18 protein-coding genes are annotated in these 13,707 nt (G+C 66.4%); 14 read left to right on the plus strand and 4 right to left on the minus strand.

Features of this window, described 5'->3' with window-relative positions; translation table 11 throughout:
- The first annotated feature begins 5 nt into the window (after positions 1 to 5).
- The 9 genes from JLZ96_RS25055 to JLZ96_RS20120 all read left to right on the plus strand — a co-directional run bounded on the left by JLZ96_RS25055 (position 6) and on the right by JLZ96_RS20120 (position 4,268).
- Positions 6 to 230: a hypothetical protein gene (locus JLZ96_RS25055; RefSeq protein WP_236254177.1), complete on the plus strand. Its 225-nt coding sequence runs from the start codon at positions 6 to 8 to the stop codon at positions 228 to 230.
- An 81-nt stretch (positions 231 to 311) separates the two neighbouring features.
- Positions 312 to 485, plus strand: a complete 174-nt coding sequence (locus tag JLZ96_RS20085) for a hypothetical protein (protein WP_201011095.1) — start codon at positions 312 to 314, stop codon at positions 483 to 485.
- A 35-nt stretch (positions 486 to 520) separates the two neighbouring features.
- Positions 521 to 961 (plus strand): hypothetical protein, encoded by a 441-nt coding sequence (locus tag JLZ96_RS20090; RefSeq protein ID WP_201011096.1) that lies wholly within the window; start codon positions 521 to 523, stop codon positions 959 to 961.
- On the plus strand, positions 951 to 1,439 hold the full coding sequence (locus JLZ96_RS20095; protein WP_201011097.1) for a hypothetical protein: 489 nt from the start codon (positions 951 to 953) through the stop codon (positions 1,437 to 1,439). The genes JLZ96_RS20090 and JLZ96_RS20095 overlap by 11 nt, the downstream gene beginning before the upstream one ends.
- Positions 1,436 to 1,687, plus strand: a complete 252-nt coding sequence (locus JLZ96_RS20100) for a hypothetical protein (RefSeq protein WP_236254178.1) — start codon at positions 1,436 to 1,438, stop codon at positions 1,685 to 1,687. Before JLZ96_RS20095 ends, JLZ96_RS20100 begins: the two co-directional genes overlap by 4 nt.
- A gap of 16 nt (positions 1,688 to 1,703) precedes the next feature.
- Positions 1,704 to 1,985, plus strand: a complete 282-nt coding sequence (locus JLZ96_RS20105) for a metal-sensitive transcriptional regulator (RefSeq protein WP_027498342.1) — start codon at positions 1,704 to 1,706, stop codon at positions 1,983 to 1,985.
- 21 nt (positions 1,986 to 2,006) lie between these two features.
- Positions 2,007 to 2,210, plus strand: a complete 204-nt coding sequence (locus JLZ96_RS20110; RefSeq protein ID WP_027498341.1) for a heavy-metal-associated domain-containing protein — start codon at positions 2,007 to 2,009, stop codon at positions 2,208 to 2,210.
- 85 nt (positions 2,211 to 2,295) lie between these two features.
- Positions 2,296 to 3,471, plus strand: coding sequence for a sorbosone dehydrogenase family protein (locus tag JLZ96_RS20115; RefSeq protein ID WP_032365219.1), 1,176 nt, complete (start codon positions 2,296 to 2,298; stop codon positions 3,469 to 3,471).
- A complete protein-coding gene (locus tag JLZ96_RS20120; protein ID WP_032365220.1) occupies positions 3,471 to 4,268 on the plus strand; it encodes a cyclase family protein in 798 nt (265 codons plus the stop codon). Before JLZ96_RS20115 ends, JLZ96_RS20120 begins: the two co-directional genes overlap by 1 nt.
- 14 nt (positions 4,269 to 4,282) lie before the next feature.
- On the opposite strand, the gene JLZ96_RS20125 is transcribed toward JLZ96_RS20120, so the two are convergent.
- From JLZ96_RS20125 to JLZ96_RS20135, 3 genes are read right to left on the minus strand one after another with little or no spacing between them, the layout of a single operon-like run.
- Positions 4,283 to 6,250, minus strand: a complete 1,968-nt coding sequence (locus JLZ96_RS20125; protein ID WP_032365221.1) for an acyl-CoA dehydrogenase — start codon at positions 6,248 to 6,250, stop codon at positions 4,283 to 4,285.
- Between the two features lie 43 nt (positions 6,251 to 6,293).
- Entirely contained in the window at positions 6,294 to 6,500 is a 207-nt protein-coding gene (locus tag JLZ96_RS20130; RefSeq protein WP_027498338.1) for a hypothetical protein, read from the minus strand.
- A 46-nt stretch (positions 6,501 to 6,546) separates the two neighbouring features.
- Entirely contained in the window at positions 6,547 to 7,893 is a 1,347-nt protein-coding gene (locus JLZ96_RS20135; protein ID WP_201011099.1) for a serine hydrolase, read from the minus strand.
- 84 nt (positions 7,894 to 7,977) lie between these two features.
- On the opposite strand from JLZ96_RS20135, the gene JLZ96_RS20140 reads away from it, so the two are divergent.
- Genes JLZ96_RS20140 through JLZ96_RS20155 form a run of 4 tightly spaced genes read left to right on the plus strand, consistent with a single transcriptional unit; the run spans position 7,978 to position 11,740 of the window.
- A complete protein-coding gene (locus tag JLZ96_RS20140) occupies positions 7,978 to 9,264 on the plus strand; it encodes an adenosylmethionine--8-amino-7-oxononanoate transaminase (RefSeq protein ID WP_374758057.1) in 1,287 nt (428 codons plus the stop codon).
- Positions 9,265 to 9,303: 39 nt separating this feature from the next.
- The gene (locus JLZ96_RS20145; RefSeq protein ID WP_236254179.1) at positions 9,304 to 10,437 is read left to right on the plus strand and encodes an 8-amino-7-oxononanoate synthase; all 1,134 of its coding nucleotides are present in this window, start codon (positions 9,304 to 9,306) and stop codon (positions 10,435 to 10,437) included.
- The gene (gene bioD, locus JLZ96_RS20150; RefSeq protein WP_201011101.1) at positions 10,434 to 11,123 is read left to right on the plus strand and encodes a dethiobiotin synthase; all 690 of its coding nucleotides are present in this window, start codon (positions 10,434 to 10,436) and stop codon (positions 11,121 to 11,123) included. The genes JLZ96_RS20145 and bioD overlap by 4 nt, the downstream gene beginning before the upstream one ends.
- A 53-nt stretch (positions 11,124 to 11,176) precedes the next feature.
- Positions 11,177 to 11,740: a hypothetical protein gene (locus JLZ96_RS20155; RefSeq protein WP_052073657.1), complete on the plus strand. Its 564-nt coding sequence runs from the start codon at positions 11,177 to 11,179 to the stop codon at positions 11,738 to 11,740.
- Here JLZ96_RS20155 and JLZ96_RS20160 read toward each other — a convergent pair.
- Positions 11,737 to 12,243: a pyridoxamine 5'-phosphate oxidase family protein gene (locus JLZ96_RS20160; protein ID WP_201011102.1), complete on the minus strand. Its 507-nt coding sequence runs from the start codon at positions 12,241 to 12,243 to the stop codon at positions 11,737 to 11,739. The genes JLZ96_RS20155 and JLZ96_RS20160 overlap by 4 nt on opposite strands.
- Before the next feature lie 117 nt (positions 12,244 to 12,360).
- Between JLZ96_RS20160 and hemL the strand changes: the two genes are divergently transcribed.
- Entirely contained in the window at positions 12,361 to 13,680 is a 1,320-nt protein-coding gene (gene hemL, locus JLZ96_RS20165) for a glutamate-1-semialdehyde 2,1-aminomutase (RefSeq protein WP_032369763.1), read from the plus strand.
- Positions 13,681 to 13,707 lie beyond the last annotated feature (27 nt).

Here is a 13,707-nt window from a genome sequence, read left to right on the forward strand (position 1 = left end):
AGCGGATGCGTGCCGGCAAGATGTGGGCGCGCATGCTGCTGACCGTCATCGGCTCGATCACCGTGTTCACCACGATTCTCGACCTGTTCGCGATCGCATCGAGTACCGGTGCGATGAACATCGTCATGAGCGTGCTGAGCATCGGCCAAGGTGTGCTTGCTGCGGGTGCGATCTACCTGATGCACCGCAAGGAATCCAACGAGTACTTCCTGTCCTCGCGGAAGCGCTGATTTCGAGCGTGTTCCGCGCGCTGAGCCCGCCGGTGTGACTACCATCACTTTCGATAAACGTATCGAGTGATCGGATCGAACATGGCAGAGAACATTCCGGTGCCGCCCAGTCGTGCCCTCCCGGAGTCGATCGCGGCGGCCGAGAGCAACGCGTGTCCCGCCGAGAACGGCAGGCCCGGGTGGGCATTGCTCGGTCTGGTGCTCGCCGTGTCGGCGGCCATCGCCATCATGGCGCTGGGAATCTCTGCCGGCTGAACTCCGTGCCACCGCGCGGTGGCAGTATGTCGAGCGTGAGTGCTGACATTGACGAATCGATGGTTCGTCCCCGGGTGGTCTCCACCGCGTACTGGTTGTGGTTGGCGTCGGCAGTGATGCTGATCGTCGTCTGCATGATCGCGCTCACGCTGCCCGTCGAGCAGATCCGCGCGTCGTTCACCGACGGCGGTGCGAGCGACGAACAGATCGACTCGTTTCTGACCGTGTTCCGAGGTCTCGGTGTCATCTTCGGCGTGGTCGGCCTGGCAGTGGGGCTGATGTCGGGCCCCGTCCGAGGTGGCGACCGACGGTTCCGACGGGCGTTGGTGGCGCTGTCCGGGGCCACCGCGCTGCTCTTGACCTTCGCCGCGCTCGTCTTCCCGTTCGTGTTGCTGATCATCACGATCGCACTGGTCGTTGCATCGGTGCTGGTGTATCGACCGACGGCGCGAGAGTGGTTCGTTCGTGAGCAATGATCTCGGCGGCACCGACCCCGTTCTGTTCCACGAGCCCGGTGGCCGTTGGCGCGCTCTGCTGTGGGGCCCCGCGTTCTGTCTGGTGGTGCTCGCGGTCGAGCTGGCGTCGGGACCGGCGATCCACTGGTTCGCCCTGGCGCTGTTCTCGCTGATTCTCGTCGGACTGACCTACGTACAGCTCCGCGCAGCCCGGATGCATGTCAGCGTCGAGCTGACCACCCGGCAGCTGCGGCAGGGGACCGAAACCGTCGACGTCGCCGAGATCACGGAGATCTTCCCTCCTGCCGAGTACGAGGACGGCGAATACGAGCCGAAGAAGTGGGAAACCGCACGCGTTCTCGGGGAGCTCTCGGGGGTGCCGCGCAAACGGCACGGCATCGGGCTGCGACTGGTCGGCGGCGGACTGGTGCAAGCGTGGGCAAAGGACGACGACGGTCTACGCGCCGCACTCGAGACGGCGAAGCAGGAGTACGTGTGAGGAAGTCCGTCGGCTGGGTGGAACTGGTCCTCGCAGTGGTCGCGGTGATCTGCGCGGTGGTGTGCTGGAAGGCAGGCGTACGCACCACCGAATTCGCCGCCGTTCCCGACGTCTCTCCGGCGTACACGGGCACGTACTACTCGGGGGCGTGGATTGCGGTCGCCGCCCTGGCGGTGATCGTCGGGGGACTGGTTGCGATCGATGGCGTCCGTCGACTGCTGACGGACGAACCTTCCCATACCGGGTAGGGGTATGATCGACGGCATGAGCAGCTACAGCGCCGAACAGGACGACCTGCTGAAAAGACTGCGTCGCATCGAGGGGCAGGTGGCCGGCATTTCACGCATGGTCGCCGACGACCGGTACTGCATCGACGTTCTCACCCAGGTATCCGCGGTGACGAAGGCGTTGCAGTCCGTGTCGCTGAAGCTGCTCGACGCCCACCTCGCCGGGTGCGTCGTCGACGCCGCCCGGCAGGGCGGGCCCGAAGCAGACGCCAAAGTCAAAGAGGCGTCCGAGGCCATTGCGCGTCTCGTACGTTCCTGACCAGACATGGGAGGCAACAAAATGCAGACGACCTACTCCGTCGAGGGTATGACGTGCGCGCATTGCGCAGCGTCGGTGAAGGAAGAAGTGTCCGAGGTTCCGGGCGTCACGGGCGTCGATGTGGACGTCGACACCGGAGCCGTCGTAATCAGCAGTGACGCGGAACTCGACGCTGCTGCCGTCGACGCCGCGATCGAAGAAGCCGGCTACCGAATCGCGTCCTGACTGCGTCGGCCATCTCCTCGGTGTGTTTATGATCGTGTGATACCGGTCATATCGGGCTGGTGGCCGATCGTCGTCAGGAGTGTGGATGAACAAGCTGGTGTCCAGTTCCGGTGTGCTCGCCGCCAGCGTCTTCCTGACGTTGGCATGCTCGACGGGAGCGACGGCACAGGCCGATCCGCTGCCCGACCTGACGGTCACCACCGTGCTCGACGGGCTCGCGAAACCGTGGGATGCCGTGGTTGCCCCCGACGGGACGGTGCTGACCGGCGAGCGAGCGGGACGATTCGTCATTCGTGATGTCGGCGGTGCCACTCGCGATCTCGAAGCGGATCTAGGCGATCTCTACGCGTCGGGCGAGACAGGCCTGATGGGCATCGCACTGGCGACGGACTTCGCCACATCCAGAACCATCTACACCTGCCAGGGCGTGCAGGGTCAGGGAACAGGTGCCGGCAGTGCGGGCACCGGTAGTGCGGGCGGGGGCACCGACAACCATATCGCCGTGGTGTCGTGGACCGTCGACTCCGCATGGACCGAGTTGACGCGCACCGGCACTCTCGTCGACGACATCCCCGTCGCCGACGGTGGTCGCCACGGCGGCTGCCGCATCTTGGCCCACCCCGACGGCACCCTGTACATCGGAACCGGAGACACCGCGTCGCCGTCGGTGCCGCAGGATCGAAACTCGTTGGGCGGCAAGGTGTTGCACATCAACGCCGATGGCTCGGCGGCGGCCGATGCACCCGGACGTGTCTTCACGCTCGGTCATCGGAACGTACAGGGGCTCGCGATACGGCCCGGCACTCAAGACATCTACGAGGTGGAGCAGGGAACCACCAGGGACGACGAACTCAACCTACTGGTCCCCGGCGGCAACTACGGCTACCGGCCGGATCGGCTGCCGTTCGTCTACGACGAGTCGGTGCCGATGACCGATCCCACCCGGGTGCCCGGGGCCCGCGCGGCGGTGTGGAGTTCGGGTAGCCCCACTATCGCGACGCCCGGCCTGACGTTCGCCAACGGCGCGGGATGGGGTTCCTGGAACGGTTCCGCAGTGGTGTCGAGTCAGCAGGGCGAGAAGCTCGTGTTCCTCAAGCTGTCCGAGGACGGCACGGACTACGTCGACGAAGCCGACGCCCTGGTGGGTACCTACGGTCGGCTGCGCTCGCTCACCAGCTTCGGAAGCGACGGAGCCTTCCTGCTCACCACGGACAACGGATCCGACGACAAGGTTCTTCTCGTCACCCCTGCTGCCGACTGATGTGCGGCCCCGAGGTCGTCGAGTCTGTTCACCGCAGGATCGGACGTAGGGCGCTGTTCGGGTCGTTGGGGGCAGCTGCTCTGACGGTCGCGGCCGGCGGTGCTGCACGCGCCGCACCGGCGGTCGCAGCGGTGATCCCCGCAGGTCGACTAATCGATCTGACGCACACGTTGAGTCCGACGTTTCCGGTGTGGCCGGGTAACGAACCGTTCTCGATGCACCCGGTCGCCGCCTACGAGTTGGGCGGCTTCCTCGTCAACAAGCTCTCGTACTACGAGCACACGGGCACGCACATCGATGCCCCCGCGCATCGAGTGCGCGGCGGTGCGACGGCCGACATCCTGCCGCTGGAAGACCTGATCGCCCCGCTGGTCGTGCTGGACATCTCCGCGCGGGCCGCGTCGGATCCGGAATCGGTCGTGACGACCGAGGACATCGCCCGGTGGGAGCGCGAGCACGGACGGATACCCGATCGCGCACTGGTGGTCATGCACAGTCGATGGCAGGACCGGCTCGCCGAACGTGCCGCACCCGGGTTCGGCGGTGACGCGGCACGGATGCTGGTGCGCGAGCGCAACGTCGTCGGAATCGGGGTAGACACGCTCAGTCTCGATCGGATGAGCGACCGCGACTATCCAGCGCACACAGCGGTACTCGGCGCGGGCCGATACGGAGTGGAGGCACTGGCGAATCTGGATGCCGTGCCCCCGGCAGGGGCCACGGTCGTCGTCGGCGCACCGAAGCACGCGGGCGCGACCGGTGGTCCCTGCCGGGTCTTCGCGATCTCTCCCGGCTGACCCCCGACTACGCGTCAGTGCGCGTGGCTGGGGTTTCCGGCCGGTTCTTCCTCGGTACCCGCTCCGGGCTCGCCGAGCATCGCGGCACCGACGAGAGCCTCGGGCACGCCGAAGCCGTCGACCAGCAACTCCGCATGCGGACGCAGGGTGCGGCACCGCTCGTTGATCGCGCGAGTCACTGCCTTGGAGCGCTCGGTGGACAGGTAGCGATGCTCGATGAACCAGGCCTTGTCGTCCTCGATCACCGACAGGGCGTAGAGATCGCAGACCTCCTCGAGCAGGTCCTTGGTGGTCTCGTCCTCACACGACTCGATACCGGCGATGAAGGCCTCGAAGATGATGCGGTCGATGTGGGCGCTCGCAGCGTGCAGAACGTGGTCCTGTACCGCGTTGAACGCGTCGAACGAACTGCTCTCCTTCGACTTCGACTGCAGACGGCGCGCGACCGTGGACAGCAGGTACTCCTCACGATCCTCGAACATCTTGACCTGGGTGCCGCGGTTGAACAGCGACCCCTCCTCTTCGTTGTCCTGACGCCGATCGAGAATGGTCTGCATGATCGCCTGCGCCGCAGTGCGTTTGACGACGCGATCGCCGACCATGTCGGCTGCGAACTTGACCCACTCGACCGGGCTCATCGACTTCACGTCGTCGGCGTACGCGGTGAGCAGTTCCTTGGCCACCAACTGCGTGAGCACGTGGTTGTCGCCCTCGAAGGTGGTGAACACATCGGTGTCGGCCTTGAGTGAGATCAGCCGGTTCTCGGCCAGGTAGCCAGCGCCGCCACATGCCTCGCGTGCTTCCTGGATCGCGGCAGTGGCGTGCCAGGTGTTGGCGGCTTTGAGGCCGGCGGCACGCGACTCGAGCTCGCGCTGCTCCTCGGCATCCGGGTTGTCCGCAGTCTGCAGCTCGTGCATCTTCGACACCAGCTCGTTCTGCGCGAACTGCAGTGCGTACGACTTGGCGATGAGCGGGAAGAGTCGACGCTGATGCACCAGGTAGTCCATGATCAGCACTTCCTGATCGGAACCGGGGGCAGCGAACTGCCTGCGCTGCAACGCATATCGCGTCGCGATGTCGAGGGCGACACGAGCTGCGGCCGCAGCGCTGCCACCGACTGTGACGCGCCCGCGGATCAACGTGCCGAGCATCGTGAAGAACCGCCTGGACGGATTCTCGATGGGGGAGGTGTACGTGCCGTCAGCAGAGACGTCGGCATACTTGTTGAGCAGGTTGTCCCGCGGAATGCGGACATGGTCGAACATCAGTCGGCCGTTGTCCACGCCGGGGAGTCCGCCCTTGTACTGACAATCCGAGGTCGTCACGCCGGGGAGGTCGTCGCCGTTCTCGTCCCGCAGCGGCACGAAGAAGCAGTGCACGCCGTGGCCCTCGGGCTCCTCGCCCGGCCCTGCGGTGATCAGCTGCGCGAAGACGGCAGCGACGGTCGCAGTCTCGGCGGCACCACCGATGTAGTCCTTGCGGGAGGACGGAGTGGGTGAGTTGATCACGAACTCGTCGGTCTTCGGGTCGTACGTCGCCGTCGTCTCGAGAGACTGCACGTCACTGCCGTGTCCGGTCTCCGTCATGGCGAAGCAGCCCAGCAACTCGAGGTTGATGATCTTCGGTACGTACGCCTCGTGGTGACGCTCGGTACCCAGGTTCTCGATGGCACCGCCGAACAGTCCCCACTGGACCCCGGCCTTGACCATCAACGACAGGTCGCTCATCGCGAGCATTTCGATCATCGTCACCGCGGCACCGACGTCTCCGGTACCGCCGTGTTCCTTCTTGAATCCGTTGTCGGCAGCCCCGGCCGCGGCGAGAAGCTTGAGCTGCTCGAGCGCCTTGGTGCGGGCGATGACGGTGTTCGGTGTGTAATGCGGGCGGAACTCGTCGCGCGCGAGTTGCTTGCGCGCCTCGTTCTTCACATCACGCCAGCGGCCGTCCAGAGTGTTCCGAAGGTGATCCGTTGTGGTTGCCATACTCGACGGTAACCTTTTGCCGCGGCCCGTGAGGCCCGGAACTTCAGACCGGCCAGACGAATTCTCGGAACACGGCCCGGAAGGTCCGCCAGAAGCCGGATCTGCCGTAGGGACCGTCGTGGAACAGCGACGCGCAGTTGTCCTCCATGGCCCTGGTCACCAGGGGACTGAAGTCGGTGAACTCGCAGACCAGGAACTCTTTGAAGCCCGTCGGCCACGCCTGCTGAGCCGGTTCGTGTTGTGCCTCCACGGGCACGAGTGTAATCCAGCGGTAACACCGGTGTTACAAATCCCACTCACTTCAACAAAGCGAAAGCTTCCTGCGCAACCAGGAACGCGTAGCTGGACGGGATCAGGTCGATGGCACCGTCCGCCCGGAACTGCTCGGTGACGATCCAGTCCTGGCCCGAGGCGTCGGTTGTCAAAAACACCGCGGCGAGGTCGCCGGGAGCGTTTCCGCCTTTGAAGCCGGAGTACGGCCATCGAGCGGGATCGAGCTGCACACCCGGGGTGATGGCCAGGATCCGACGGTTCTCCTCCGCCGACGGGCCGGTTGCCAGGTACCCTATGGCCGCACACACGTCCTGCGCGTTCGCGAACCACTCCACGCCGTCGGCCGATGCCGGGTTGTCGAGAAAATTCTCGAAGTGGATGTCCAGCGGCCGGGAATCGGCTTGCTTCAGGAGCTGCTCGCGAGCGTCGGCGTCCGCGTCCGCCCATTCGGAACGAAGATTCGGATTCCCGAACCCGATGACGAAGAACTGTCGGGTGTCCATCATCGGCGTCATCGCCGCGGGATCGTGATGACCCATCGTGGCGAGCTGAGCCTCGACGCGGCCCCGACCGAGGCGTTCCATCAGCAGGTCCGTGGCGGTGTTGTCGGACAGCGAGATCATCTTCTCCGCGGCCTCGCGTACCGACACCGTCGTGCCGTCGCGGCGGTTCTGCAGCTCACCCGATGGCGCACTCTTGTTCTCGTCGCGGATGGTCAGCTGGTCGTCCCATCGCACGCTGCCCGCCTCGATCTCGTCGGTCAGCGCCCCGAGAACGTACAGCTTGAACACCGATCCCAGCGGGAGCATCGCGTCGGCATTGACCGAGTACACCGACTCGCACTCACCGCCGTTCAGACGAGACGCGCTGTAGGAGTAATTCGGAGCCACCTTCGACAGGGCGGCATCGAGCTCGTCGAAGGACGAGATCTTCGGAGTTTCCGGACTGGCCAGAATGCCGTCGAGCGTGCCGTCGGCACCGAGGGAAGTGGTGATCGTGGCCGGAATGCCGGCGGTGGTGAAGCGAAGAACGGCGCTGTCCGGGCCGGCCTCGAAACCCGTCGCCACGTTCGGCGCCCCGGCGCGCAACTGCTCGAGAGGGGTGACGAGCCCGCCCATCGGCTCGAGTGCTGCCGCCAGCTCCGCGCCGGTCACGGCGTCCACCGCCGCCGGATCCGGGGCGGCGTCGGCGTTGATCCACTGCAGAATTCGGTCGTTGACCGCGCCCAGCGGCGTCGAGGTGTCGATCGCGAACGCCGGTGCCGTGGTGGTCGTGGGCGTCGGCGTTTCGGACGGTCCCCCGCAGGCGGACAGCGTCAGAGTTACGGCCACGACCACCCCTGCCAGTCTCGTCACGGTGCGCGTCGTCATGTCGCAATGCTAAAGGATTCGGACATTTCGCCACCCGCCCAGTCTCGGTACGGACGGTCGGGTGCTGTGGCAGTGTGCTCTGGCGTGCTGACTTCAGACGACGTCCGTCGAATAGATTCCGAGCATCTCTGGCATCCCTACAGCGGATTTCCGTCGACGACGACACCGTTGGTCGTCGACAGCGCGTCCGGGGTTCGACTGACGTTGGCCGACGGTCGCCAACTCGTCGACGGCATGAGTTCGTGGTGGGCGGCGGTGCACGGCTACCGGCATCCGGTGCTGGACGCGGCAGCGCGAGACCAGCTCGACCGCATGAGTCACGTGATGTTCGGAGGCCTCACTCATGCGCCGGCGGCGCGATTGGCGGAGCTGCTGGTCTCGATCACGCCGGCCGGGCTGGACAAGGTGTTCCTCGCAGATTCCGGGTCCGTGTCCGTCGAAGTCGCGGTGAAGATGGCAGTCCAGTACTGGCGTGGGCGGGGTGAGAGCGGGCGAACGAAGTTGCTGACGTGGCGGGGCGGCTATCACGGGGACACGTTCGCGCCGATGAGTGTCTGCGATCCGGACGGTGGGATGCACAGGATCTGGACCGGTGTGCTGGCGCAGCAGGTGTTCGCGTCCGCGCCACCCGCCGCGTCCGATGCGGCGGGTATTGCCGCCTACGTCGCCGAGTTCGAGCAGGTGCTCGCGGCGCATGCGAACGACGTGGCCGCGATCATCGTCGAGCCGATCGTGCAGGGTGCCGGCGGAATGCGCTTCCACGACGCACGTCTGCTGGTCGAACTGCGCCGACTCGCGGACGAGTACGGCGTGCTGTTGATCTTCGACGAGATCGCCACCGGGTTCGGCCGCACCGGTGAGCTGTTCGCCGCCGATCACGCGGGCATCGCACCCGACATCATGTGTGTCGGCAAAGCGTTGACCGGCGGCTACATGACGCTGGCGGCGACGCTGTGCACCACCGAGGTGGCGGAGACGGTGTCGAACAGTGAGGCGGGCGGTCTGATGCACGGGCCCACGTTCATGGGCAATCCACTGGCCTGCGCGATCGCGGTGGCGTCGGTGGAGCTGCTGCTCTCGCGCGACTGGCGCGCCGAGGTCGCCGCCGTCGCAGACGTGCTGACCGAACGGCTCGAGCCGGCCCGGTCGCTCCCGGGCGTGGCCGACGTGCGCGTGCTCGGCGGAATCGGGGTGATCGAACTGACCGGCGCGGTCGACATGGCACGTGCGACGGCCGTCGCCGTGGACGCAGGTGTCTGGCTGTGGCCGTTCGGCAGGTTGGTCTATGCGATGCCGCCGTATGTCTGTACCGATGCCGATGTGGCAGCCATCGCCGATGCCATGGTGGCGGTGGCGCGCGACCATACTTGAACACCCATACTTGAACACTGTTCAAGTATGGTCGTGGACATGAGTGCACTCGATTGGCTCGACGCCGCCGCATACGACCGTCGCGCGGCCGGGCTCGAGCGCGTCGTCCACGCTCGCAGTCCCGAGGATTCGACACTCGACCTGGCGTCGAATGACTACCTCGGCCTGTCTCGTCATCCGCACGCCGTCGACGCGGCCTGCGCGGCCACGCGTCGGTGGGGCACCGGGTCCACCGGATCTCGATTGGTCACCGGCACGACCACCGCCCACGAACAGCTCGAGCAGGACCTTGCCGACTTCGTCGGTGCCGAGACCGGACTGGTCTTCTCGTCCGGCTACACCGCCAATCTCGGAGTCGTCACCGCGCTCGCCGACCGCGACTCCGTCGTGATCTCGGACGCCGCGTCGCACGCGTCGTTGATCGATGCCTGCCGTCTGTCTCGGGCGCGGGTGGCCGTGGCGCGGCATCGCGACGTCGAGCACGTCGAGCAGTTGCTCCGCGAACGAACGGAATCTCGCGCGCTCGTGGTGACCGACTCGATCTTCAGCGCCGACGGCGATCTCGCGCCGCTGCACGAGCTGTACGCGGCGTGCCGGAGATGGAACGCGGTGCTGATCGTCGACGAAGCCCACGGGCTGGGCGTCCGAGGTGACGGTGGGCGCGGTGCCGTCCACGACGCCGGTGTGGCGGGACTGCCGGACCTGGTGATCACCGCGACGCTGTCCAAGGCGCTCGGATCGCAGGGCGGGGTGGTGCTCGGGCCGGCTTCGGTACGGCACCAGGTACTGCACAGTGCGCGCAGCTTCGTCTTCGATACCGCGCTCGCCCCGGCCGCGGTCGGCGCGGCATCGGCAGCGCTGGCGGTGCTGCGCAGCGAACCCGATCGGGTCGCCGCGATCGGTCGGCGGGCAGGGCAATTGGCGGTGGCCGCCGGTGTTTCGCCGACGGCGTCGGCGGTGGTTCCGGTAGTACTCGGCGACGCCGTGCGTGCCGTCCGCGCGGCCGGGGAGTGTCTTGACCTGGGCGTGCGCGTCGGGTGCTTTCGGCCGCCGTCGGTTCCCGCGAACGCATCTCGGCTGCGCTTGACCGCGCGCGCCGACCTCAGCGACACCGATATCGACCGTGCCACGTCCGTTCTCTCGACGGTGTTGCGTGCGGCGGTATCGGGATGACGGTTCTTCTCGTCACCGGAACGTCGACCGGCGTCGGCAAGACCGTGGTGACCGCGGCGCTCGCGGCCGCAACCCGGGCACATGGACGGACGGTGGCGGTGTGCAAACCGGCGCAGACCGGAGTCGGTGACGACGGCCTGGACGAGTCGGATATGGATGTGGTGGAACGTCTTTCGGGAGTCCGCGGAATCGAGCTGGCGCGGTACCCCGAGCCACTCGCGCCCGACGCCGCAGCACGCCGTTCGGGTCGGTCGATGCTCGAACTCGACTACGTCGTCGACGCGGTGCGAGGGCTCGACGAGGCCCACGATCTCGTCGTGGTCGAGGGTGCGGGCGGGGTAGCGGTGCGCCTGGGTGCCGGCGGGTTCACCGCACTCGATGTCGCCGGCGCCGTCGGCGCATCGGTCCTGATCGTGGCAGGGGCAGAGCTGGGGACGCTCAACCACAGCGCGCTGACCGTCGCCGCGGTGCGCGCAGCGGGTGTGACATGTGCGGGCCTGGTGATCGGATCGTGGCCGGCCGAACCCGATCTGGCGGCGCGGGTCAACGTGGAGGAGTTGCCGCTCGTGACGGGCGTCGAGCTGCTGGCATGTGTGCCGAACGGGGCCGCCGCGCTGGACGCACAGGACTTCGGCGCGCTCGCCTGGACGATGTTCGGCGAGTTTGCCGGCTCATTACTCGGGTAACCGGCTCGGAACGTCTGCCACTTCGGCAGTCGGAACAGATCGGGAGTTCCATCATGAGCACCGCAGTGTGGATCATCGTTGCAGTAGTAGTCGTAGTGTTGGTCGTTGCCGTCGCCCTGGTTGTGGCACGCAAGGGCAAAGAGCGAAAGAGGCTGGAAGCGAACCACCTTCGCGAGAAGGCGGCCGATCAAGCGACCGTCGTCGAGGAGCGTGAACTGCAGGCCCGCGAGAGCGAGGCCAAGGCACGCCGCGCCCAGGCGGAGGCGGACGTCAAAGCTGCCGAGGCAGAGAAACTTGCTCAGCAGGCCCAGTCTCACCAGGGAGTCGCGGCGGCATCACGCGACGAAGTGAACTCACAGTTCGAGCGCGCGAACCACATCGATCCGGATGTGAAGGGCGACCGCAAGGTGACCGGTGACCACAACGTCGGCCGCGACGCGGGCGCGGATCGGGACTTCGGTGCGCAGCACAACGCGACTGTCGATCGGAACGCGAGTGCCGATCGGAATGCGACTGTCGATCGGAACGCGAGTGCCGACCGGTCCGAGGCAGGACAGCATGACGTGACCGGTAATCCGGACCTGCCCCCGACGGCAGCCCGGCACGAGCGGAACTAACTCGTCGAGGTATTGGGCAGTTCGAGTTCGACCACATCGTGCTCGCCCAGGTTCGGACGCTCGTGGGTGACCTTCGCCTTGGCGTAGGCCAGCAGGGTCGACACCTTCGAGCCCGGGGAGGACCAGTACTCGGCACCTTCGGCGGCCACGTGGATCAGAGCGACCTCACGCGAGTCGGGGTTCTTCTCGAACCACGCGGCCGCCCGAGAATTCCACAGCTCCTCCGCCTTGGCCTTGTTCTCGACGACCGCAGCAGTACCGGACAGCGACACCCAGCCCTGACCGGATTGGAACGAGACGTTGACCGTCGGGTCGGCGGCGATGTCGCGTACCTTTCTGGAGTCCTGCGCTGCGAAAAACCACAGGTCCCCGTCGAACTCCGCTTCCTGCAGTGCCATCGGACGCGAGATGAGGTGGCCGTCCCGGCCCACGGTGGTGAACATGCACAGTCCGGCTTCGGACATCAATTCGGCGACCTTGGTGACGCCATCGGTGTTTGTCATCGAAAGTAAATACCCGGGGCGGGGGTCTTCAATCGCCGAAACCAGGCCGACTCCCTGTTTCGGCGATTATTACGCCCTGTAGTTGGTGATTTCGCAGAACCTGGGACACTGGAAGTCGTGACTGTTCCTGACGGCAACGACGCCCCCGTATCGGCCCAACTCTTCGCCCGCGCGAGCACAGTGATTCCCGGTGGCGTCAACTCTCCGGTGCGTGCGTTCGCATCGGTCGGCGGCACTCCACGCTTCATCACGCAGGCCAGCGGATACACGATGACCGACGCGGACGGGAAGTCCTACGTCGACCTCATCTCGTCCTGGGGTCCGATGATCCACGGACACGCCCATCCGGCGATCGTCGAGGCAGTCCAGAAGGCGGCCGCAACCGGACTGTCGTTCGGCGCACCCACCGAGCGCGAAATCGAACTCGCCGAGGAAATCGTGCGCCGCGTCGGCCCCGTCGACCAGGTTCGCCTTGTGAATTCGGGCACAGAGGCCACGATGAGCGCGGTGCGTCTGGCGCGCGGCTTCACCGGCCGCACCAAGATCCTCAAATTCTCCGGCTGCTACCACGGCCACGTCGACGCCCTGCTGGCCGACGCGGGCTCGGGACTGGCCACCTTCGGACTGCCGACGTCACCCGGAGTGACCGGCGCTCAGGCATCGGACACCATCGTCGTTCCCTACAACGACCTCGACGCCGTCACCGCCGCGTTCGACGCCAATCCCGGGGAGATCGCGTGCATCATCACCGAAGCGGCCGCGGGCAACATGGGCGCGATCCCGCCGGTCACCGGCTTCAACGAGGGACTACGCCGACTTGCGACCGAGCGCGGCGCATTGCTGATCATGGACGAGGTGATGACCGGATTCCGTGTCAGCGCCGCGGGCTGGTACGGCATCGACGGTGTCGCCGGCGACCTCTACACCTTCGGCAAGGTCATGTCCGGCGGGCTGCCGGCCGCAGCATTCGGTGGCCGCGCGGACATCATGGCCTACCTCGCACCGGCCGGGCCGGTGTACCAGGCGGGCACCCTCAGCGGTAACCCCGTCGCCGTCGCTGCCGGCCTGACGAGCCTGCAACTGGCCGACGCCGCCGTCTACGAGAAGCTGCAGACCAACTCGCAGCGACTCGGAACACTGCTCGGCGATGCTCTCACCGCCGAAGGCGTCGACCACCACGTGCAGTTCGCGGGCACTATGGTGAGTGTGTTCTTCGCCGATGGACCCGTCACCGACTACGCGCAGGCCAAGGCTGCCCAGACGTGGCGCTACCCGGCGTTCTTTCACGCGTTCCTCTCTCGCGGGGTGTACCCGCCGCCGAGCGCTTTCGAGGCATGGTTCGTCTCGGCTGCTCTCGACGATCGAGCTTTCGAGATCATCGCCGACGCGGCCCCGGCTGCCGCGAAGGCTGCGGCAGCCGCTGTAGCACCACTGTGACGTCCACTCAGAAGTGATCACCACCCG

Origin of the sequence: Rhodococcus sp. NKCM2511 (assembly GCF_014905595.1) — a bacterium.
Lineage (GTDB): Bacteria > Actinomycetota > Actinomycetes > Mycobacteriales > Mycobacteriaceae > Rhodococcoides > Rhodococcoides fascians.